This window comes from Stutzerimonas stutzeri (genome assembly GCF_024448985.1).
GTDB classification, from domain to species: Bacteria; Pseudomonadota; Gammaproteobacteria; order Pseudomonadales; family Pseudomonadaceae; genus Stutzerimonas; species Stutzerimonas stutzeri_AP.
The window spans coordinates 142,290-163,048 of sequence record NZ_JAMOII010000007.1 but is presented as its reverse complement, the minus strand read 5'-3'; the positions used below and the strand labels follow the sequence as shown (position 1 = coordinate 163,048).

Below are 20,759 nucleotides of genomic sequence, written 5' to 3'. Positions count from 1 at the left end.
CATTCTACAGCTTTGGTTCGCCATGTCACGGCCTAATTTAGGATAGCGCCTATTTCTTCAAGCGCTTAGCGAAACGCTGATACCTGATTTCGCAGCAGCAGCCGGGAACTGCCGGGCCGGTGTGGCGCTCGGGCTGGGCTTTTGATGGTAACGAGTGATTCGCAGCATCCCCCAAAGCATCGCCAGTGCGGCAGCGCTCCAGCCGAAGATCATCAAAAGAATTACCAGTGCGGGAGTGATCATTGTTGGATTCCTTTCTAACCTGACATCAGCCTCTGTAGCTGGGACCTGGGTTTGGATGGACGGTTCCGCTGCCGCTGGTCAGTGATGCTGCTCGGCGGCGCACGGCTCGCACTGAGGGTTGCCTAACGATTGCCACGACTCTTGAAGGAGGAGATATGAAGACCTGTCTAGTTATCACGCTTGGCTTCGTGGCTGGGCTTGCCGCGATCGGCACAGCTGCCGCATCGGCCGATTCCGTTGATATCGAGTTGGCACAAAACACGGGTGCGGTCGACCGTTCTTTGGGTAACGGCTCGATGGGCGTCGGTGAAGGGATCCGGCGGCTACCCGAGCAGCCCGGGGCAGATCGAGTCGAGAGCAAGGAGCGGCAAAAAAAGATCTACGACGAAGCGGGTCACGGTGATAACGACACCGATATGGAACATCGCCCGCGCCGAACCCTCGGTGATCGTGATCGCGATGACGACTGACTGGCTGAATCGATGAAACGGGAGAGCAACGATGTCGAACACACTTGTCTTGATGACCGCTGGCCTGATATTCGTTTCCGGCGCTGCCTTGGCCGAGCCCAGCGGTGAGCTGTCCAATCCTTCTACTACCGATAACCAAGCGATAGAGCAGCCTTCATCCGATATTGGGGGCGCAACGCAGGATGAACGGGACGATGGCGAAGGGGTGGATGATGAGCCTGGGTTAGGCACCATGGGCACGGGAGCCTCCGGCACCACGGGTGGCATGGGCGCAACGACCGGAACCGATACCATTGGAGACCGCGAAGATACAGACCAGTAGTCGCCAGGCGGCACGCCCAGGGCGTTTCTAAGCGCGGTCGGCCTACGTACAATGCGCTCCTTTTTCGATTGGGCTGTTTCTGATGCAAATTGCCTTGGCCCCCATGGAAGGGCTGGTCGATGAGATTCTTCGCGATGTGCTGACGGGTGTCGGCGGTATCGATTGGTGCGTGACCGAGTTCATTCGAGTGTCGGATCGCCTGTTGCCGCCGTCCAGCTTCCGCAAGCTTGCACCCGAGCTCGATAACGGCGCCCGGACTCGCGCCGGCACCCAGTTGCGTGTGCAATTGCTGGGTTCGGATCCGTCTTGCCTGGCCGACAATGCGGCCTTTGCCTGCACCCTCGGTGCGCCTGCCATCGATCTTAACTTCGGCTGTCCGGCTAAAACGGTAAACAAATCTCGTGGCGGCGCTGTTCTGCTCAAGGAGCCCGAACTGCTTCATTCGATACTGCGCGAGGTACGCAAGGCGGTGCCTGCACATGTCCCGGTCACGGCCAAGATGCGGCTGGGTTTCGACAGTCCGGACGGGGCGCTAGATTGCGCCAGAGCCCTGGTGGATGGTGGTGCGGAGCAACTGGTCGTGCATGCCCGGACCAAGTTGCAGGGTTACAAGCCGCCTGCGCATTGGGAGTGGGTCGCCAAGGTTCAGGATGTAGTGAATATCCCTGTGTTCGCTAATGGCGATATCTGGTCGCTGGACGACTGGCGTCGTTGCCGCGAAATCAGCGGCGTCGAAGACATCATGCTAGGGCGTGGATTGGTCTGTCGGCCGGACCTGGCGCGCCAGATCAATGCAGCAAAGCATGGTGCAGAGGTTGAGCCGATGAGCTGGGAAGATCTGCAGCCGCTGCTCGCTGGCTTCTGGTTGCAGGCGCGCCGCAAGATCTCTCCGCGCTACGCACCCGGGCGTCTCAAACAATGGATTTCCATGCTGACTCGTACTTATCCGCAAGCCGTTACGCTGTTTGCCCAGCTGCGGCGGATGGACGATTGCGAGCGACTCGATGCCTTGTTGGGCATCACCTGCAAGGCATCGGAGTTCGAGGCGGTTATCTAGCGCCCGCCGCTGACGTCCAGTAGGGCGCCACTGGTGTAGCTGGCTTTTTCACTGGCCAGCCATAGAATCGCCTCAGCCACTTCCTCAGCGTCACCGCCGCGCCCCATGGGCACGCTGGCCTTGACGCGCTCAACGCGGCCCGGCTCACCACCGCTGGCATGAATCTCTGTACGAATCACGCCCGGCCGCACCGCATTGACCCGAATGCCTTCTGCGGCAACTTCTTTCGCCAGGCCAAGCGTCATGCTATCGATCGCGCCCTTGGCGGCCGCGTAATCGATGTATTCGTTAGGCGCGCCGAGCTTTGCGGCAATCGAGGAGACATTGACGATGGCGCCGCCGTTGCCGCCATAGCGGGTGGACATGCGTTTCACCGCCTCGCGCGCGCAAAGGAAACTGCCGGTCACATTGGTCGCGAACACCCGCACCAGCCGCGCCGCATCCATCTCGTCCAGACGCATCTGCCGTTCCAGCATGCCGGCGTTATTGACCAGCACGTCGAGCCTGCCGAATTCCTTGTCGATCGTGGCGAACAGGCTGGCGACCTGTGCCTCGTCTGCGATATCGGCTCTTACCGCGATGGCGTGTGTGCCGGCAACTCGAAGCTCCTCGAGCAACTGCTGCGCGATATCTTGACGCTGATGGAAGTTGAGGCACAGCGCGTAGCCTTCGGCTGCGGCGAGCCTGGCGGTGGCCGCACCGATGCCTCGGCTGCTGCCTGTAATCAGCATGACTCTGGACATGAAAACTCCGACGAATGGTCTTGAAATGGGCGGGGCAATTCCTATTTAGGGTTACACAGGATGCCGAATTCGGGTCCTGTAGTAACCACTCGCTGACTATCAGGAGATACAAATGACTAGTTTTTCCATGGCTCCGCTGTTCCGCCAATCCATTGGCTTCGATCGTTTCAATGATCTGTTCGAGTCGGCCCTGCGTAACGACGCGGGCAGCTCGTTCCCACCGTATGACGTTGAAAAGCACGGCGATGACCAGTACCGCATCATCGTAGCAGCCGCCGGTTTCCAGGAGTCCGATCTGGATCTGCAGGTCGAGCGTGGCGTGCTGACCATTAGCGGCGGGAAACGAGAGAGCAGTGGTGAGAACGTCACCTATCTGCACCAGGGTATTGCCCAGCGTGCGTTCAAGCTCTCCTTCCGTCTCGCCGATCATATCGAGGTCCGAGGCGCAGCACTCAACAACGGCCTGCTGAGCATCCAGCTCGAGCGCGTGGTTCCGGAAGAGGCCAAGCCCAAGCGCATACCGATTAACGGTGAGCGCCTGGCTCTGAACGAGGCGTAACCCGCAAGGGGTCGCATTGCGGCTCGTCGACTGATGGAGAACCCCGCCGCTTCGGCGGGGTTTTCGTTTGTGGCTCGCGTGATTCAATCCGGAAAGACAGCTGCTCGGCTTGAACATAGAGGATCGTTGGGCTGTCTCTGTTAGAACGATCGGGCGAGTTTGTCTACTCCTAAGAAGCCGAAATTGCCTTAAAAAAGCGTTGACATGTTACGGTTATGCACATTCTGGGAAACGTAACCCACCGGCTTCGCCGTCACCGCTCAAGAAATTTCTGGACATTCTTAAGTTGCTGATTTTAAAGGCTTTATGTTCGCTGAGCAAAAACCCATCGATCTGTTTGAAGGCCGCGTCAGACGGGCGTTTGGGGAAGTCATCCAAGAACTGTTCACAAGGTTATCCACAGGAATTGTGGATAATTGCCGAATGCTTCTATGGCGCGGTTTTGCAGGAGGTATTCGATGAAGCTCCCTTGGAAATTCTTCCGCTATTTGCCCATAGCGCAACGCGTACTCGCCCGTGGACGGTTACCCATGGTGCTGCTTGCCGTCGCTCGCAAGCGCTCGGCACGTGGCGGGCTTATGAAAGGTCTGCGTGAAGACCTGGGTTTGCTGCAGGCGTTATGTGTGGCTTGGTGGCGGGGCGAGTACAGGGCCATCAGCAGACCTGCGCTGATCGCTGCAGTGGCTGGGCTGTTGTACTTCCTCTCGCCGATGGATGCCATACCGGACTGGATCCCCGGGCTTGGCTTCATCGACGATCTCGCGGTGCTGGGATGGGTCATGCGCAAATGGTCCGGCGAGCTGCAGGCATTCCGCGATTGGAGAGACAGCCAGCCGGTTGATGTGCAAGCTGACATCGATCGTCTCCCTTCGATAGATGAGCCGATGGCGGACGACGTTAGCCATGCGCGTAGTGCCCGATTCCGAGACGATACACCAAGGGATTAATCCTTTCGTGCTGCTATGGGCGGCCACGCTTTCACTCTCTTAGTGCGCACCCGTAGGCTAAAAATCCGTCCTCAGGCTGTTAAGATCCGCTTTCATTCATGGACAAACGAGCGGGGTAGCGGATGAGTGTTCAGGTCATCATGCGTGACGGTGTGCCAGAGTACGCCGTGCTGCCTTGGGATGAATATCAGGCGCTGCTGAGTGAACGTAATGGGCGCACTGCCCAGGCGGGCGCAGAGGCTCCGATTGCTTTACCGAAATTCAGCGAATTGTCGGCGATGCGTGAAGCCAAGGGCATGAGTCAGGAGACGCTGGCGCGTTCCGTAGGCATCAGCCCCGTTTACCTTGGCCTTATCGAAAGCGGCGAGCGTGATCCCGGTGACCCCATACGCCGCTCTCTAGCCCGTGCGATGGAGATCGAAGGATGGGAGCCGGAAGCTTGAAAGACGCCGCGCCGTCGATTCGCATCAGCCGCCCGCACTGGCAGGCGTTGCTGGATGAGTTGACCGCCGCTCGACGGCAGCGTCATCTGGTGACCTATCGTGCGCTGGTCGAACGCCTCCAGTTACCCACGCCGGCGATGCAGACATTGACGGCTGCACTGGAGTACTTGGCGACGCTGGACGCACGCGCTGGCCGACCGTTGCGCAGCGCACTGGTGATCAGCCAAGGTGCCAGCCGTTTACCCAGAACGGGTTTCTTCGAATGCGCCGCTCGTCTTGGGCGGTTTGCAGGTCCTACCGATGGCGCAGCTGCTGCTTCCTGGCATGCGGGCGAAGTCGCGCGCGTGTTCGAATTCGATTATCCGGAGGCGCCGTAATGCTGCACAAGGTTCGGGCGCGCGCCGGTTATCTGACCGCACGCAAGCTGTTGAGCATGCGTTGGGCTGTCGAGCAGCCTAAGTTGTGGCGCTGGATGGAGGGCCAGTTTTCGCGTATGGCCGCGATAGGTGATCCGAAGGCGCAGAGTTTTTACGGGCACATCCTGCTTTTCAGAGGGCAGGGTTATGGTGCAAGACGGGAAGGCATTCGTTTGTTGCGCCTGGCCGCCGAAGGAGGCGATGCCAAGGCTGCTTACCAGATGGGCGTGATCGCCTTAAGTGAGGATGCCGAACACGGCCCGGACGGAGCCCAGGCGGCGCATTGGTGGAAGCTCGCCGTCGAGGCCGGACATCCATTGGCCACGGCCCGTCTGGCTCAGTTGTACAAGGCGGGCGGACATGGGTTGGCGCCTGATCGGCAAGAGGCTGAACGTTACAGAGCCAGCGCCGCCAAACACGGCCTCTGAACGCCTAGTGACCGCCGTTCCGTATCGATCGTGTACAGGCTGTAACCCGCCACCTGCTTGGCCTGACGCTTGGCTTCGGAGGCCAGGACGGCGAGAGATGCGGCGTCGATTTCGGGGGTTGGCCCGGACTTGAGAAGGACCGCGCCGATCGAAAGGGAGAGTAGGGGGTAGCGTTGCTGGCCGCCTTGCCGCCCTTCGGCAATGAAGCAACCCTCGGCTAGATGATCGTCGCGGTAGAAGGACCGGCAGCGTCGCTCGAATGTGTCGAACAGTCGGCTGATTCTCGCTGACCAATCTTCAGACTTCATCACCAACATGAAGTCATCCCCACCGATGTGACCGACGAAGTCACGACTCGAATCGATCTGTTCATCCAGGCAGTGAGCAAGACATAGCAGGACCTCGTCACCCTTGGCGTACCCGTACAGGTCGTTGAAGGGTTTGAAATGGTCGATATCGACGTAGCAGATCACCGCCTCTCGATTTTGCCGCAGCAGTCGCGTCAGGCATTGCTGAATCGGTACATTGCCGGGTAGCAGCGTCAGCGGGTTGGCATGGCGTGCCTGCTGAACCTTCATCTCGGTGATCAGCCTCAGCACATCGATGACCCTGCCAAGGCCGTGATAGCGACCGTTGAGGGTGATGACGAAATCTTCGTCGATGCGCTGTCGCGCTCGGCAGGTCAACAGCCGGCTGACCTGTTGCAGCGACTGGCCAAGCTCTACGGCGAGAAAGTCATCGCCCATCAATCTACTGATGGGTTTGCGCGCCAGCAGGTCCGTTGCAAAGGGCTTGAGTAGGGCGTCAGAGAGCAGGCTTCGATGTACGACACCGACTGGCGTGTCCATCGCGTCGAGGACCGCGACCGAATTCAGATTCGCTTGCAGGCGGAACAGTTCCAGCACGTCCGCTATCGGGCAGGAGATGGTAACCGCGGCTTGTTTCAGTACCAGTGGAGACAGGTCCGGCTGGTTCTCGTCCAGCGTATCGTCACGATTCCCCATACTTGGCAACAGCACCGCTGCCTCGGTGGCCGGCACCTCTTCCGGTCGGCCCAACAAGTAGCCCTGAACCAGGTCGATGCCCATGTCCGAAAGAATCCGGAGCTCCTCGCTTAGCTCGATGCCTTCGGCGATCACCTGGGCGCGTGAGGCTCTGGCGATCTTCATGATGGATTCGACAAATTCGCGCTTGATGGCGTCCCGGTGAATGCCATCGATGAAATAACGATCGATTTTGACGTAATCGGGGCGCAGTTCCGACCACATACGCAACCCGGAATACCCGGCGCCGAGATCATCGAGCGCGATCGAGAAACCCATGTCACGGTAGTGATGCAGTGCGGCATCGAGCAGTTCGAAGTCGTCCGTGGGGGTCTGTTCCGTGAGCTCAATCACGACCCTGTCCGCCGGGATGCGATATTTCTGCAGCAGCTCCAAGGTTCGGCCCGGTTTGTGGGCCGCCTCCAGCAGTGTTTCCGGCGATACGTTGAGAAACAGCTTGCCTTGTAGATTCTGCTGGCTATAGCGGCGGCAAGCATTTTCCCGGCATGTCATTTCGAGCTCGTTGAGTCGACCGGCATGTCGTGCGGCCGCGAGCAGATTGATGGGGGAGTGCAGAGCGGTGTTGGACGGGCCGCGCGTCAACGCTTCGTAACCCAGAATATGCCGTTCGGAAAGTGAAACGATAGGCTGGAAAAGGCTGGTGATGTCGCCGTGAGCGAGGATGTTATCCAGCGTGCTCAACTGCTCGGTGACGGTCATGGTGGTCTCGTGTTGGCCGTAGGAATGCGAAGGGCCGCACAGTCAGATGGTGTGAAAACTACTGCGCTCGGTTATGCCGCGTTAAAAACAGGCTCGGATGCGAGCCCAGTCGGAATGCTCATTACAACTCGTAAACTCGAGTACGAGCCCAGTCCGCTTCCTCGCCTGTTTTTGTGGGGACGCCTAGTCCTTGCCTAACCTTCGCTCGCTACGTTGTCACACAGTCTGACAGTGGCGACCCTTCGTATTTCACTACTCGATGATGTCATTTTAATGACATCTTGAGTGGCTATCGCTCTACGGCGGTATGTCCAGCCATTGCGTCCTGCAGTCCGAGGTAGTCCAGCAGAATTCTGCCGCTTTCCGAAAGGTAGGCATCGTCCTCTGGCTTTACCTTTTTCTCTTCAATGACCGGGATCGTTTCATCTTCCCGTTCGAGTTTGGCCAGCGGCTCCTCGCCTTTGGCCTTGCGCAGCGTATTTTCCAGCGCCAGTTGCCGCTTCTCGATGCCTTCCTGCTGCGCCCGGCGCTTCTCCTCGTTGAGGCTGACACTCGTCTCGTGCATGAGCTCCTGTGTGAGCGCGAGGCGATCACGGGTGAAAACGAAATCAGGGTGCTCGTTCGTGCGTGCTTCGTGGCGTGCCTTGAGTTCTGCGAGGAATGGTTTGAACGGATTGATATCAGGATTGATCGCGGCGCGGATGCTGTCCCACGGCAGCGCTTCGGGCAGGGCGCTTTCGCCGATTTCCTTGGTGTCGACTTCGGCGGGATAAGAAATGTCGGGGATCACGCCCTGATGCTGGGTGCTTTGGCCGGAGACACGATAGAACTTGGCCAGCGTCAGCTTCAGCTCTCCATGATTGAGAGGCTGGACCGTTTGCACGGTGCCCTTGCCGAAGGTCTGGCCACCGACGATGAGAGCGCGATGATAATCCTGCATGGCGCCAGCGAAAATTTCCGACGCCGACGCTGACAGCCGATTGACCAGAACGGCAAGGGGGCCTTTGTAGAACGCGCCTTGCTGCTCGTCGGCAAGCACGTCGACACGCCCATCGCTGTTGCGTACCAGCACCGTCGGGCCCTGATCGATGAATAGGCCCGTCAGCTCCGTCGCCTCCTGGAGCGAACCACCGCCGTTATTGCGCAGATCGATGACGACGCCATCCACGTTTTCGTCTTTCAGCTCCGTCAGCAGCTTCTTCACGTCGCGGGTGGTGCTCTTGTAGTCCTTGTCTCCGGCGCGCAGGGCCTTGAAGTCAAGGTAGAAAGCGGGAATCTCAATGATTCCGAGCTTGTAGTTGCGGCCGTCCTGCTCCAGATTGAGCACCGATTTCTTCGCCGCCTGCTCTTCGAGCTTCACTGCTTCACGGGTGATAGCGACGATCTTGCTGCTTTGATCGTTCGGTGCGTTGCTTGCCGGGATGACTTCGAGGCGAACAACCGAACCCTTCGGACCGCGGATCAGCTTGACCACCTCGTCGAGGCGCCAGCCGATGACGTCGACCATCTCTTCGTCGCCTTGACCGACACCAACGATCTTGTCGGCAGGGACGATCTGCTTGCTCTTCTCTGCGGGGCCAGCCGGGACCAGGCGCACGACCTTGACGTGCTCGTTGTCGCTCTGCAGCACGGCACCGATGCCTTCCAGGGAAAGGCTCATGTTGATGTCGAAGTTTTCCGCATTGTCGGGCGACAGGTACTGAGTGTGAGGATCATAGGACTGGGCAAATGCGTTGATGTAGGTCTGGAATACATCCTCGCCACGGGTCTGCTCAAGACGCGCCAGCTGATTCTTGTAGCGTTTGGTCAGCAACTCCTCGATGGCTTTGGGCTCTTTGCCGGCGATCTTCAATCGCAGAACCTCGTCCTTGACGCGTTTGCGCCATAGATCGTCCAGTTCCTTTTCGTCTTTGGGCCAGGCGGCATTTTCACGATCGACCAGTAACTCTTCGTCGAGGGTGAAATCGAAGCTGTCCACGCCTTCGCTCAGCAGGCCTCGCGCGTATTCGAGCCGGCTCTGCAAGCGCTCAAGGTGCACCTTGTAGATCGCGAAGCCGGGCTCGAGATTGCCGTTCTTGAGGAAGTCGTCGAATTGATTGCGCCAGCCCTCGAACTCGGCAAGATCTCCCGCAGTGAAATAACTGCGCGACGGATCGAGCATTGCGATGTAGCTGTCGAAGATTTTTGCCGAGCGGGCGTCGTTAAGCGGGGGTTTGTTGTAATGATGGCGCTTGAGCAGTTCTACCACGTTGAGGCTGGCGATCACTTGGTCACGGTCGGGCTGCAAGTAATCCCAGTCATGTCCGTCGGCTGGCTTGGCCAGGGCGGTGTTGGCCTGAAGGCCTAGCAGCAAGGCTAGAAAACCGGCGGTCAATGATCGTTTCATTTCGAAGGGGCGACGCGAGGCTGGGTAATAACGCATATTAGGCCATCAATCAGGCGTCGAGCGGCATCCGCCCGACGGAATAACAACAGCCCGATGATACCTGGCGGCTAACACGCCGCGACAGAGATCGCATCAGCCGGCAGGCTAACCCCGGCGCCACGCCATACCGAATCGGCAATTCGTGGTAAGGGATAGCCATATGGTCTGATGCAGCAATTATCAGCGGCCTGCATCGCCGGCAAGTAACGGTTGAGCGGGCGCAGGTGTTAAGCACTATGGAGGCAGCATGAAGGCATTGCAAGGCGTCGAGGGGCAGGTCGAGTGGGTGGAGCGCGCCGCTCCGGTGTACGGTGATGGGCAGGTAAGGATTCGGGTGGCGGCTGCCGGCCTGAATCGGGCCGATCTGTTGCAGCGTGCCGGGCATTATCCGCCGCCACCGGGCGTGACCGATATCCTGGGGTTGGAGTGTGCCGGTGTGATCAGCGAGGTAGGGCCCGGCGTTTCTCATCGTATAGGCGACCGGGTCTGCGCCTTGCTGGCTGGCGGCGGCATGGCTGAGGAGGTGGTTGTCGATGCCCGTCACGTGCTTCCGGTGCCGCAAGGCCTTTCGCTGACGGAAGCTGCCGTGATTCCGGAAGTCTACGCTACTGCGTGGCTGAATCTGTTCCGCCTGGGCGCGCTACAGCCTGACGAGAAAGTCCTGCTTCACGCTGGCGCAAGCGGAGTCGGGTCGGCTGCCATCCAGTTATGCAAGGCGTTCGGCAGCCCGTGCTGGGTCAGTGTCGGTTCGGCGGAACGCCTCGCCTACTGCGAGTCGTTGGGCGCGAAGGGCGGCGTGCTGCGCAATGAGTCGCTGGAAGCGCTTCGTGACTTCGGTCCGTTCAATGTGATCCTCGATCCGGTCGGCGCCAAGTATGTGGCACTAAATACGCAGTTGCTTGCGACGGAAGGGCGCTGGGTGATCATTGGCATGATGGGCGGTCGCAAGGCCGAAATGGATCTGGGCGGCTTGCTGGCCAAACGCATCCAGCTGATTGGCTCGACGCTGCGCAGTCGTAGTGCCGATGACAAGGCCGAGCTGCTCGCGGACATGCACGACCGGGTTTGGCCACTGTTCGCTGATAAATCCCTCTCGCCGCGATTGGAACGCAGCTTCCCGATCCACGATGTGGAAGCTGCCTTCGCTGCGTTGGCTAGCAATCAAGTCTCGGGCAAGGTCGCGCTCGTCATCGACGAGAGTATCGAGTGATCGAATCCAGGCGGGCGCTCGCCTGGATCTTCCGAGTCAGGGCAGCTCGGCGCTCGAATAAAAGGCGCTGAGCACCTTGACCAGATGCGCCAGGTCCTGGCTGCCGGCCAGTTCGCGGATCGAATGCATACCAAAAGTCGGCAGCCCGATGTCCACGGTGCGTACGCCCAGCTGGCTGGCCGTGATCGGGCCGATGGTCGAGCCGCAACCCATGTCGCTGCGCGTGACGAAGCTCTGTACCGATACCTCGTTTTCCAGGCATAGATGCCGGAAGAAGCCGGCGGTTTCGCTGCTGGTGGCGTAGCGCTGATTGCTGTTGACCTTGATTACCGGGCCGGCATTGAGTTTCGGCCCGTGATTGCCGTCGTGCTTGTCGATGTAGTTGGGATGTACCGCATGGGCGTTGTCTGCCGAGATCAGCAGTGAGCGATTGATGCAGCGCTGGAATGCTTCTCCCTCGGGCAGTACACGACGCAGCACCTGCTCCAGAAACGGGCCATCGGCGCCGCACATAGAGGCCGAGCCCACCTCCTCGTGATCGGTACAGACCAGTACGCAGGTTTCGTCCGGGCCTGCCCGCAGCAGGGCTTGCAAACCAGCGAAGCAGGACAGCAGGTTATCCAGCCGCGCGCCAGCGATGAACTCGCCGTTCAGGCCGATAACCGCCGCGCCCTGGGTATCGTAGAAGCTCAGCTCGAAATCCAGCACCACATCGGCGACCAGGCCGTGTTCGCGGCTGAGCTGATCTGCCAGCAAGGCGCGGAAATCCGGGCTGTCTTCGCTGGCGATCTGCGCCAGAATCGGCGGAAGTTCGTTTTGCGGATTGATCGCCCAGCCTTGATTGGCGTCCCGGTTCAGGTGAATGGCAAGGCTTGGGATCACGGCGATAGGCAGCCTGAAATCAATCAGCTGGCTTTCGATCTTCCCGTCGCGGCTATAGGTGACACGGCCAGCCAGGGACAGATCGCGGTCGAACCAGGGCGCCAACAAGGCGCCGCCGTAAACTTCCACCCCCAACTGCCAGAAACCCTGACGCTGCAGCTCCGGTTGCGGCTTGACGCGCAGGCAGGGGCTGTCGGTATGAGCACCAACCAGGCGCGCGCCGTATTCGATGGCGGATTTTGTGCCGAGCTGGAAGGCGATGATCGCGGAGTCGTTACGAGTGACGTAATAGCGACCACCCGGCTCTGTATGCCAGGTTTCGCTTTCATCCAGCGCCTTGTAGCCGGCCGCCTGAAGGCTTAACGCAAGGCTGCGGGTGGCGTGAAACGGCGTTGGCGAGGCCTTGAGGTAATCGATCAGGCCCTGGTTGAGTTCATTGCGCATGGGTAGCTCCGGACGGCAAGGCTGAAAAGTCTATCCCATCGGTGGAGTGGCTGCAGTCTTCGACGCTCTAGCGCGACGTTTCAGCCGGGCCGTGCTATGACCTCAAACATTTGCCAGTGCTTGGCCCGCCCCATTGCGGTCGTACCGTCGTAATCGAACTCCTTGAGCGCTAGCAGCTCCCAGCGTTCGAACTGGCGTCGAAGCTGATCTTGGCTGTGGATACTGAGGCCTTTCTTTGCCCAGTCGTCTCGTGGGCCGAAAAAATGCCCGGTGAACAGACCACCCTGCCGTAGCGCCTGGGTGATTCGCATCCAGAGGTCGGTAAATGCCTCCGGTCGGCAGAACGGCAGTGCGAAACTGGCATTTATGAGGTCCACTGCCGGCAACGGAGCGGCGTCCTCGAATGTCCGGCACAGTGCTGTGAGCGCACCGGGCGCATACGCAGCTGCCTGTTCCTGCAGAGCGCGCAATGCTTCTGGGTCCCGGTCGAGCGCGACGACCTTCCAGCCTGCACGAAGCAACGCCAAGCTATCGCGCCCGGCACCGCAGCCTAGATCCAGCGCCAGGCCGGGACTGTGCGTCCAAAGGTCGAGTGCTTTATGCAGGCTTGGGTGAGCTGGGGCGCCTCGGGTCGCATCGATGAAGCTAGTCATCAAAATGGCGCAGGGCAATCGAAGCGCATCCGCTCGCCATTCTGGGGGTGAGTCAGCGCGAGCATGCTTGCATGCAGGCACAGGCGTTCATGAGCGTTCAACGCCTGTTCGTGAGCATAGAGGCGGTCGCCGAGTAGCGGATGGCCGATGGAAAGCATATGCACGCGCAACTGGTGGGAGCGGCCGGTAATAGGGGTCAGTTCGACGCGGCTGTAGTGACCGCAGCGCTCCAGGACGCGCCAGTAGGTCAGTGCATGCTTGCCCAGTTTATGATCGACCACGTGCCGGGGCTTGGTTGGCGGGTCGTATCGCAGGGGCAGGTCGATACTGCCGCTGTCCTGTTCCGGTTCGCCCCAGCACAGCGCGGTGTAGGCTTTTTCCGTCTCGCGATCGTGGAACTGGCGCGACAACTCGCGGTGACTGCCGGCATCGCGGGCGAGCACGATCAGGCCGGAGGTTTCCCAGTCCAGCCGATGCACGATGCGCGCCTCGGGATAGCCGTTTTCCTGCAGGCGGGTCACCAGGCAGTCACGGTTATCCTCGGCGCGACCGGGTACCGAGAGCAGCAGGGTGGGTTTATTGATCACCAACAGAGCGGCGTCCTGGTGAACAATCTGGATGTTGCTTAACGGCATCTGCGTTTCCCATAAACGAAGACGGCGACCCGTGGGTCGCCGTCCGTCAGAGGTTACTGAAAATCTATTCTGGAACTGGCGAGCTAGAGCCATGCAAGGCAAAAACAGGTGAGGAAGCGGAGTTTACTGTTGTAAATGAGCATGACTCACTCCGTTCGCCCTCGGGCCGCGCTGAAGCGCGTTAGCCGCAAGCGGCTTTCCGAGCCTGTTTTTAACGCCGCAGGGCCGACGCGCAGCAGATCCAGGCAGATTTTTAACGATCCGGCAGGGTAATGTTCAATTCAAGGATCGAACAGCTGCCCTGATCTTCCAGTGCGACCTGCACCTGATCGCTTTCGATGTTCACGTACTTGCGAATCACCTCGACCAGCTCTTTCTGTAGAGCGGGCAAATAGTCCGGTTGCGTACGCTGGCCGCGCTCATGCGCAACGATGATCTGCAGGCGTTCCTTGGCGATGTTGGCGGGCGTTTCCTTCTTCTTGCGCTCACGAAAGAAGTCGAGAAGGTTCATTCGCGACCTCCGAACAATCGCTGCAGGAAGCCCTGCTTTTTAACGTCGAGGAAGCGATGGTTCACTTCCTTACCCAGCAAACGATCCACTGCGTCGCTGTACGCCTGGCCCGCATCGCTCTGGTCATCGAGGATGACCGGTACGCCCTGGTTGGATGCCTTGAGTACCGCCTGGGATTCAGGGATAACGCCGAGCAGCCGGATCGAGAGGATTTCCTCGACGTCTTCGACCCCGAGCATTTCGCCTTTGACTACGCGCTCAGGGTTGTAGCGGGTCAGTAGCAGGTGTTCCTTGATCGGCTCTTCACCATTCTCGGCACGGCGGGACTTGCTTGCCAGCAGGCCCAGCATGCGGTCCGAGTCACGAACCGAGGAAACCTCAGGATTGGTCACGACGATGGCCTCGTCGGCGTAATACATTGCCAGGTGAGCACCTTTCTCGATGCCTGCCGGGGAGTCGCAAATGACGAACTCGAAATTCTGCGCCAGTTCATCGATCACTTTGCCGACGCCTTCTAGCGTCAGAGCGTCCTTGTCACGGGTCTGGCTGGCGGCCAGCACGTACAGGTTTTCGAGGCGCTTGTCCTTGATCAGGGCTTGGGTGAGGGTGGCGTCGCCCTGAATGACATTGACGAAGTCATACACCACACGGCGCTCGCAGCCCATGATGAGGTCCAGATTACGCAGGCCAACGTCGAAGTCGACGATGACGGTCTTGTGGCCGCGCAGAGCGAGGCCGGTACCGATGGCGGCGCTGGAGGTGGTTTTACCGACGCCACCCTTGCCGGAAGTGACTACGAGGATCTTGGCCAAGGTGATTCACCCTAAATATGGAAGTCGGGACCGTAGCCAATTCGGCTCACGGCACCCCGTTTTGGTGCTTGAAAATTCGCGGCAGTATCCGTTAAAGGCGGGTGATGTTCAACACGTCGCCGGATAGCTTCATCTGTACGGCTTCGGTCCATAACGGGTCGCGTCGCAGGTCTTCGGCGACCTTGTAATGTCCGGCGATGGAAACCATTTCGGCGGCGAGCTGCTGACAGAAAATGCGTGCGTCGGTATCTCCCTTGATGCCGGCCAAGGCACGACCGCGCAATGGACCGTAGACATGGATGTTTCCATCGGCGAGAAGTTCCGCGCCCGGGCTGACGGCCGCCAGCACAATCAGATCGCCGCCTTGGGCATAGACCTGTTGGCCGCCGCGGATCGGTGTAGTGATTACGCGGGTAGGGCGATAGGTCGGTTCGGCGGGTTTGGCCGGTGCCGTCGTCGTTTTGCTGGCGAGGTCTAGCTTGCGCTCTTTTGCACCGGACGGTGGCAATACGGGAAGGTCAAGCGCGGCCGCCGCCTCGATGATCTGAGGGTCGCCGGCACGCAGCGCCAGGGTGCGCAGGCCGTGCTTGCGGCACAGCGCAATCAGGGCCGGAAGATTGAGATCGCAATCGGTGGGCAGTTTGTCCAGCGCGAGGACCAGCGGCGTGTTATTGAAGAAATCCGGCGCCTGCTCGACCTTCACTGTCAGCTGACGATCGAGGCGTTCCAGGTCGTTTTGCACTAGCTCCAGCACGGTAATGGCAAGCATGCTGCCCTTGAGCTGGAACACGGGGGCTTGATCGGAAAGGTCGGCTTGGCTCATGGTCTGCCCGCTACGGTAAATGGCGAGGACTTATAGCGGGGGAGGCGTTGAGCTGCAAGCCACAAGCGGCCAATGGAAAAGAAAAAGCAACGGCAAGCCGAGCGACCATCCCGCTGTGGTCAAGTCCCGCTCCGGCAATTTTTGCCGCAAGGGCTTTGGGTCTGTTGACGTTTCGTTCGCGGCCGCGCCGAAGCCTGTTTTGCGCGAGGCCAGGCCGCGCCCGCTCCCGGCGGGCCTGCGGCATTCACCCCATCCATGGGGATCGCATGAGGAGAGACGTTTGGTTGTTCCAAATGAACGACGAATAACGCCGCATCGCGCAAAAACAGGCCCGGCCCGAAGGGTTGCGCGGCAAATGTCGCCATGCGGCGTTGCGGGATTTGCCACGGGAACAACCATTACCTGCACCCCGCGCCTTGCGGAACGCCGCCCGGCCTGGCGACACTTGGCGCAGCAACGCGGCTAGCGACGAAACGTCAACAGACCCTAAAATGCGCGCTTTTACCGGTTCGGGCTTGCCGATGGATCGTCCTCGTTTTCGCGCATCCTTTCTTCATCCGCGTTTCTGGCTGCTGTGGCTGGGCCTGGCTTTGCTGTGGCTGGTGGTGCAGCTGCCTTACCGCGTTCTGCTGATTCTTGGGCGCGGCCTCGGTGCATTGATGTATCGGGTTGCCCGTTCCAGGCGGCACATCGCTCGGCGCAACCTGCAGTTGTGTTTCTCCGAAATGAACGACAAGCAGCGCGAGCGACTGCTGCGCGAGAACTTCGCCTCGACCGGTATCGCCTTCTTCGAAATGGCCATGAGCTGGTGGTGGCCCAAGGAACGGCTGCAAAAGCTGGCGCATGTTGAGGGTCTCGAGCACCTGCAGCAGGCCCAGGCTGAGGGGCAGGGCGTGATTCTGATGGCGCTGCATTTCACTACGCTGGAAATCGGTGCGGCCTTGCTGAGTCAGCGTCACACCATCGATGGCATGTATCGCGAGCACAAGAATGCGGTGTTCGATTTCGTCCAGCGACGCGGGCGGGAGCGGCACAATCTCGACGCTAGCGCCATTGAGCGTGAAGACGTCCGCGCGATGCTCAAGGTGCTGCGCGCCGGTCGAGCGATCTGGTACGCGCCGGACCAGGATTATGGGCGCAAGCAGAGTCTTTTCGTCCCCTGGTTCGGTATCAATGCCGCAACCGTGACCGCCACCACCAAGTTCGCCCGCCTGGGCAAGGCACGTGTCGTGCCGTATACGCAGACGCGGCTCGCCGATGGCTCCGGCTACAGATTGGTCATCCACCCACCGCTGGTTGATTTCCCGGGTGAAAGCGAGGAGGCCGATTGCCGGCGCATCAACGAGTGGGTGGAGGACGCGGTGCGGCAGCATCCCGAGCAATATTTGTGGGCCCACCGTCGCTTCAAGACCCGTCCAGAGGGTGAGCCTAGCCTTTACCGCAAGTTGCCGAAGAAGCCGATCACTCCGTAAGAACGCCGTCGCGGAAGTCGCGCAGGGCCTGCTCGATTTCCTCGCGGCTGTTCATTACGAACGGGCCGTACTGGACGATCGGCTCGCCGATCGGTTTGCCGGCCAGCAGTAGTACGCGCGCGCCAGTGCCGGCTTTCAGCTGCAGTTCGCCCTGATCGGAGAGCCTGGCCAGCTGGTTCTTGTCCAAGCGCTTCCCGGCGACCTCAATCTCGCCTTCGTATACGTACAGGATCAGCCGGTGGCCATCGACCAGCTGCGGATTGAGTTGGCTGCCGGCGGGCAGATGCAGATCGAACAACTGCGGTTGGGTATCCGGTCGTTGCACGGCGCCTGATTGATCCACCCCTTCGGCCCGGAACCGCCCGGCAATGACCACCGCTTCGATGCCGCTGTGCAGGGTTACGTGTGGAATTTCTGCTGGCGTGAAGTCCCTATAACCCGGATCGCCCATCTTGCTTTTCGCCGGCAGGTTCAGCCACAGCTGGAAGCCGCGCATCAAGCCTGCTTCTTGTTGCGGCATTTCGCTGTGGATCACGCCGCGTGCCGCAGTCATCCATTGCACGCCGCCGTTTTCGAGCAGCCCGACATTGCCAAGATGATCTTCGTGGCGCATGCGGCCCTCGATCATGTAGGTCACGGTCTCGAAGCCGCGGTGCGGGTGTGGTGGGAAGCCGGCGATGTACTCGTCAGGGTTGTCGGAGCCGAACTCGTCGAGCATCAAGAACGGATCGAATCGCTCCGCTACGTCACCGCCGAACAAACGGGTCAGGCTGACACCGGCGCCATCGGAGGTGGCGCGACCGGTGCTGATTTCAAGAATCTCGCGCATGGGCATGGCATATCTCCAAGAAGGTTAAGTGAAGATTACTGCGACCCAGGCGATTGATTGATGCGAAATTTCCGAGGTTATTATCTATTGATTCGATCACTCGCCAATCTGCAGTTCCCGGGCTCGGGTGTAGACGTAGCGGACCTTTTCATATTCGAACGGCGAATTGAGCTGCCCGTAGCGAAGGCTGGTGGTGTGGCGGATGTCGATCAGCCGTAGCGCGGTAACGCCGAATTCGCCGCCGCTGGCTTCGGCATAGTCGAGATAGTCGACTTGGCGCTCCACGCCGAAGTCCATCACCTGCCCGGCGGTGTCTCGGAGATTGGAAGGCCCGAGCGCGGGTAGGATCAGATAAGGGCCATGTGGGACGCCATAAAAGCCGAGCGTCTGGCCGAAGTCCTCGTTATAGCGCGGCAGGCCCATGCGGGTCGCCGGGTCCCAAATGCCGCCAACACCAATGATGGTGTTGAACAGCAAGCGTGCCGTGGTGCTCATGGCCCGCTGACCTTTGAGTTGCGCGACGCTGTTGAATAGCGTCGGGATCTCGCCAAGGTTGCTGAAAAAGTTGCTCACGCCGGTGCGAACGATCCTCGGCGTGACATAGCGGTAGCCGCGTACCGCCGGCAACATCACCCACTGATCCAGGCGGTAGTTGAAGTAGTACATGCGCCGGTTCAGCGATTCCCAGGGATCGTGGATATCCAGCGCCTCGAAGGTTGCGCGCTCGAACTCACGCTGATCCAGTCCAGGATTGAATTTAAGATTGCTCAGCGGATGGGTAAAGCCGTCCTCGTCGGGGACCGGCGTCTGTGCATGGGCGATGCCGCTGGCCAGGAACAGCAATGCAAACAAATGACATTTAGCCACGGAAGAACTCCAGCATGTCTTGAGCATTGACCCGGTAATCGAGATTGCCGCAATGGCCTCCGCGCGGGTAAAGCGTCATGCGCTCGCCAAACGTCCGGCGCAGGAAGCCGAGATCGCCGGCACCCAGAATGATGTCGTCAGCGTTGTGCATGACGCCGATTTTCGGGCTGTCACGCAGATAATCTTCCAGCGCATACAGGCTGACCTGTTGCACCAGTTGCGTCAGGCTTCCGCCATCCTGCTGGGCTCGCCACATGGGAATGAGTTGCTCGGTCATGTAGCAATCGAAGTCGCAGAGCAGGGCGCGGCGGAAGAAGGGCTCAAGGCTGGTGCCCTCGTCGATCGGGTAGCCGGGCGGTACGATCAGTCCCCGGCGGTTGATCAGATCGGATGTAAAAACGATATCGGCAGCTGAGAAACGGAACACCGAGCCGACCAGCATCGCCATTTGCTCGTCGGTCAGCCGCAGGGCCGATTGCTGGAAATCGAACAGCAAGGCTTCATCGAGGTTGATCGCGCCTTTTTGCCGATAGTAGCGGGCGAGCTTTTCCAGAATGACTTGGTAAAACGTAGTGGTGCTGTCGATCGCCTCGACTTGGGTTTGCACCAGCTTGTCCAGATTGTTGATCGAGGTGTAAAGATTGACCGGCGGGTTGAGCATAAGCACCCGCTTGAAATTCAAGCTCTGCCGCGTCTCGTCGAGCTTGCTGACAAAGGCTGCGTTGAGCGCGCCGAGGCTGTAGCCGGTGAGATGGAACTCGGTGACCGGCAGGTCGTGCTGTTGCGCACGGACGGCCTGCATGACTCGATACATGTCCTTGGCATCGTCAGGGCTGTAGCCGGGGGTGGCGTAACGTGAGGCAGCGGCGATGAAGTCGAAGCTGGTTGGCGAAGACAGTTGCACCACGTGATATCCGGCCCCGTAGAACAATCGCTTCAGCGACTCGGCTTTCGCCGCCGCGTAGCTCGCGCCGGTGCCCGAGATAATGAACATCAGCGGGGCAGGGCCAGGTTGCCGCGCCAAACGGTAGGTTAGCCGCGTCACTGCCCAGAAATTTTCCGGAAGGATGAATTCCCGTTCGGGACGCAGGCGCAGGCGAAAGTCAGCTTGATCGATGTCGTCATCGCTGGGTACTTCGGCGCGCAGCGCCACGGGGGTCGTGGCGATGGTCGCTTCGAAGGGGTTGCTCAAAGGGTAGCCATACGCCTCGACGCTGATATCCGCTGCTTGGACAGGCGCGACGGCCAGTGTAAGCAGCGCGATCAAGCACAGCAGCAATCGCATGTAGAGAGCTCTCCTTAGCTGGCTTGGACGGCCGGCAAACTTCAAACATTGGGGGATCGGCTTCGAGGTTGACAGATGAAGCCGCAGCCGCATGCCGCCGTCATCTTTCCGGCAAGGGAGTGCCGCGAAAGGCATGGCGCGTTAGCCATTGACCACAAGCAAGCCGGGCGGTTGCAGACTTCTTTGCAGAGTATGGAGAGCTTATGGGAGAAGCGAGCCGATGCAAACGGCTCGGATCGGGCGCGTGTCTAGTGCATTCGTTCAGGCCTGATGATGCAACCAGGCGTGAGCGGGAATCGGCTCACGAGGCGTCTGGCGCTTTTCCAAACGCTGCCAGATTTTCTCGTGGAAGTAGAAGCCGACCGAGTTGCAGATGGGTTCGATGGCTGCCACCAGACCGCCCGCTGCGAGACTACCGGTCAAGGCATAGGTCACCGCGAAGGCAATACAAAAGTGCATCAGCGTGAAGGTCACGGTCTTGGTCATGGTAGATCTCCAAATGCGGTCGAGAATGATTCTC

Annotated in this window: 24 protein-coding genes; 10 read left to right on the top strand and 14 right to left on the bottom strand. The window is 59.8% G+C overall.

Features of this window, described 5'->3' with window-relative positions; genetic code table 11:
• Window positions 1–57: 57 nt before the first annotated feature.
• The gene (locus NA647_RS11040) at window positions 58–243 is read right to left on the bottom strand and encodes a hypothetical protein (protein WP_256057724.1); all 186 of its coding nucleotides are present in this window, start codon (window positions 241–243) and stop codon (window positions 58–60) included.
• A 155-nt stretch (window positions 244–398) separates the two neighbouring features.
• Here NA647_RS11040 and NA647_RS11035 point away from each other — a divergent pair, with 155 nt between their 5' ends.
• The 3 genes from NA647_RS11035 (at window position 399) to NA647_RS11025 (ending at window position 2,092) form a co-directional block, all read left to right on the top strand.
• A complete protein-coding gene (locus NA647_RS11035; protein ID WP_256057722.1) occupies window positions 399–713 on the top strand; it encodes a hypothetical protein in 315 nt (104 codons plus the stop codon).
• 31 nt (window positions 714–744) lie between these two features.
• Window positions 745–1,035, top strand: coding sequence for a hypothetical protein (locus tag NA647_RS11030; RefSeq protein ID WP_256057721.1), 291 nt, complete (start codon window positions 745–747; stop codon window positions 1,033–1,035).
• 82 nt (window positions 1,036–1,117) lie between these two features.
• Entirely contained in the window at window positions 1,118–2,092 is a 975-nt protein-coding gene (locus tag NA647_RS11025; RefSeq protein ID WP_256057720.1) for a tRNA dihydrouridine synthase, read from the top strand.
• On the opposite strand, the gene NA647_RS11020 is transcribed toward NA647_RS11025, so the two are convergent.
• Complete coding sequence (locus NA647_RS11020) at window positions 2,089–2,835, bottom strand: SDR family oxidoreductase (protein WP_256057719.1); 747 nt, start codon at window positions 2,833–2,835, stop codon at window positions 2,089–2,091. The genes NA647_RS11025 and NA647_RS11020 overlap by 4 nt on opposite strands.
• A 112-nt stretch (window positions 2,836–2,947) precedes the next feature.
• On the opposite strand from NA647_RS11020, the gene NA647_RS11015 reads away from it, so the two are divergent.
• The 5 genes from NA647_RS11015 (at window position 2,948) to NA647_RS10995 (ending at window position 5,628) form a co-directional block, all read left to right on the top strand.
• Window positions 2,948–3,394 (top strand): Hsp20 family protein, encoded by a 447-nt coding sequence (locus NA647_RS11015; protein ID WP_256057718.1) that lies wholly within the window; start codon window positions 2,948–2,950, stop codon window positions 3,392–3,394.
• Window positions 3,395–3,852: 458 nt separating this feature from the next.
• Window positions 3,853–4,341, top strand: a complete 489-nt coding sequence (locus NA647_RS11010) for a YkvA family protein (protein ID WP_256057717.1) — start codon at window positions 3,853–3,855, stop codon at window positions 4,339–4,341.
• A 122-nt stretch (window positions 4,342–4,463) separates the two neighbouring features.
• Complete coding sequence (locus NA647_RS11005; RefSeq protein ID WP_256057716.1) at window positions 4,464–4,784, top strand: helix-turn-helix domain-containing protein; 321 nt, start codon at window positions 4,464–4,466, stop codon at window positions 4,782–4,784.
• Window positions 4,766–5,161 carry a hypothetical protein gene (locus NA647_RS11000; protein ID WP_131650368.1) on the top strand — a complete coding sequence of 132 codons (396 nt, stop codon included), beginning with the start codon at window positions 4,766–4,768 and terminating at the stop codon, window positions 5,159–5,161. Before NA647_RS11005 ends, NA647_RS11000 begins: the two co-directional genes overlap by 19 nt.
• Window positions 5,161–5,628 carry a tetratricopeptide repeat protein gene (locus NA647_RS10995; RefSeq protein ID WP_256046902.1) on the top strand — a complete coding sequence of 156 codons (468 nt, stop codon included), beginning with the start codon at window positions 5,161–5,163 and terminating at the stop codon, window positions 5,626–5,628. Before NA647_RS11000 ends, NA647_RS10995 begins: the two co-directional genes overlap by 1 nt.
• Here the strand turns inward: NA647_RS10995 and NA647_RS10990 are convergent.
• Window positions 5,595–7,391 carry a bifunctional diguanylate cyclase/phosphodiesterase gene (locus NA647_RS10990; protein ID WP_256057715.1) on the bottom strand — a complete coding sequence of 599 codons (1,797 nt, stop codon included), beginning with the start codon at window positions 7,389–7,391 and terminating at the stop codon, window positions 5,595–5,597. The two genes, NA647_RS10995 and NA647_RS10990, sit on opposite strands and share 34 nt — an antisense overlap.
• 289 nt (window positions 7,392–7,680) lie before the next feature.
• Window positions 7,681–9,777 (bottom strand): carboxy terminal-processing peptidase, encoded by a 2,097-nt coding sequence (locus tag NA647_RS10985; protein ID WP_256057738.1) that lies wholly within the window; start codon window positions 9,775–9,777, stop codon window positions 7,681–7,683.
• Between the two features lie 286 nt (window positions 9,778–10,063).
• Between NA647_RS10985 and NA647_RS10980 the strand changes: the two genes are divergently transcribed.
• Window positions 10,064–11,026, top strand: a complete 963-nt coding sequence (locus NA647_RS10980) for an NAD(P)H-quinone oxidoreductase (RefSeq protein WP_256057714.1) — start codon at window positions 10,064–10,066, stop codon at window positions 11,024–11,026.
• Between the two features lie 36 nt (window positions 11,027–11,062).
• On the opposite strand, the gene NA647_RS10975 is transcribed toward NA647_RS10980, so the two are convergent.
• The 6 genes from NA647_RS10975 to minC all read right to left on the bottom strand — a co-directional run bounded on the left by NA647_RS10975 (window position 11,063) and on the right by minC (window position 15,786).
• Entirely contained in the window at window positions 11,063–12,352 is a 1,290-nt protein-coding gene (locus tag NA647_RS10975; RefSeq protein WP_256050332.1) for a M18 family aminopeptidase, read from the bottom strand.
• 80 nt (window positions 12,353–12,432) lie between these two features.
• Window positions 12,433–13,005, bottom strand: coding sequence for a class I SAM-dependent methyltransferase (locus tag NA647_RS10970; RefSeq protein WP_256057712.1), 573 nt, complete (start codon window positions 13,003–13,005; stop codon window positions 12,433–12,435).
• Window positions 13,005–13,640 (bottom strand): RluA family pseudouridine synthase, encoded by a 636-nt coding sequence (locus tag NA647_RS10965; RefSeq protein ID WP_256057711.1) that lies wholly within the window; start codon window positions 13,638–13,640, stop codon window positions 13,005–13,007. Before NA647_RS10965 ends, NA647_RS10970 begins: the two co-directional genes overlap by 1 nt.
• Window positions 13,641–13,893: 253 nt before the next feature.
• A complete protein-coding gene (gene minE, locus NA647_RS10960; RefSeq protein ID WP_131650376.1) occupies window positions 13,894–14,151 on the bottom strand; it encodes a cell division topological specificity factor MinE in 258 nt (85 codons plus the stop codon).
• A complete protein-coding gene (minD, locus tag NA647_RS10955; RefSeq protein ID WP_256057710.1) occupies window positions 14,148–14,963 on the bottom strand; it encodes a septum site-determining protein MinD in 816 nt (271 codons plus the stop codon). Before minD ends, minE begins: the two co-directional genes overlap by 4 nt.
• A 91-nt stretch (window positions 14,964–15,054) precedes the next feature.
• On the bottom strand, window positions 15,055–15,786 hold the full coding sequence (gene minC, locus NA647_RS10950) for a septum site-determining protein MinC (RefSeq protein ID WP_256057709.1): 732 nt from the start codon (window positions 15,784–15,786) through the stop codon (window positions 15,055–15,057).
• A gap of 521 nt (window positions 15,787–16,307) precedes the next feature.
• Here minC and NA647_RS10945 point away from each other — a divergent pair.
• A complete protein-coding gene (locus NA647_RS10945) occupies window positions 16,308–17,258 on the top strand; it encodes a lipid A biosynthesis lauroyl acyltransferase (RefSeq protein WP_256057737.1) in 951 nt (316 codons plus the stop codon).
• Here the strand turns inward: NA647_RS10945 and NA647_RS10940 are convergent.
• From NA647_RS10940 to NA647_RS10925, 4 genes are all read right to left on the bottom strand, one after another.
• Window positions 17,248–18,093 (bottom strand): pirin family protein, encoded by an 846-nt coding sequence (locus NA647_RS10940; RefSeq protein WP_256057708.1) that lies wholly within the window; start codon window positions 18,091–18,093, stop codon window positions 17,248–17,250. The two genes, NA647_RS10945 and NA647_RS10940, sit on opposite strands and share 11 nt — an antisense overlap.
• Window positions 18,094–18,183: 90 nt before the next feature.
• Window positions 18,184–18,981, bottom strand: coding sequence for an MlaA family lipoprotein (locus NA647_RS10935; protein WP_256057707.1), 798 nt, complete (start codon window positions 18,979–18,981; stop codon window positions 18,184–18,186).
• The gene (locus tag NA647_RS10930) at window positions 18,947–20,239 is read right to left on the bottom strand and encodes a serine/threonine protein kinase (RefSeq protein WP_256057706.1); all 1,293 of its coding nucleotides are present in this window, start codon (window positions 20,237–20,239) and stop codon (window positions 18,947–18,949) included. Before NA647_RS10930 ends, NA647_RS10935 begins: the two co-directional genes overlap by 35 nt.
• Window positions 20,240–20,500: 261 nt before the next feature.
• On the bottom strand, window positions 20,501–20,725 hold the full coding sequence (locus NA647_RS10925; RefSeq protein ID WP_181101278.1) for a DUF2061 domain-containing protein: 225 nt from the start codon (window positions 20,723–20,725) through the stop codon (window positions 20,501–20,503).
• Between the last annotated feature and the right edge of the window lie 34 nt (window positions 20,726–20,759).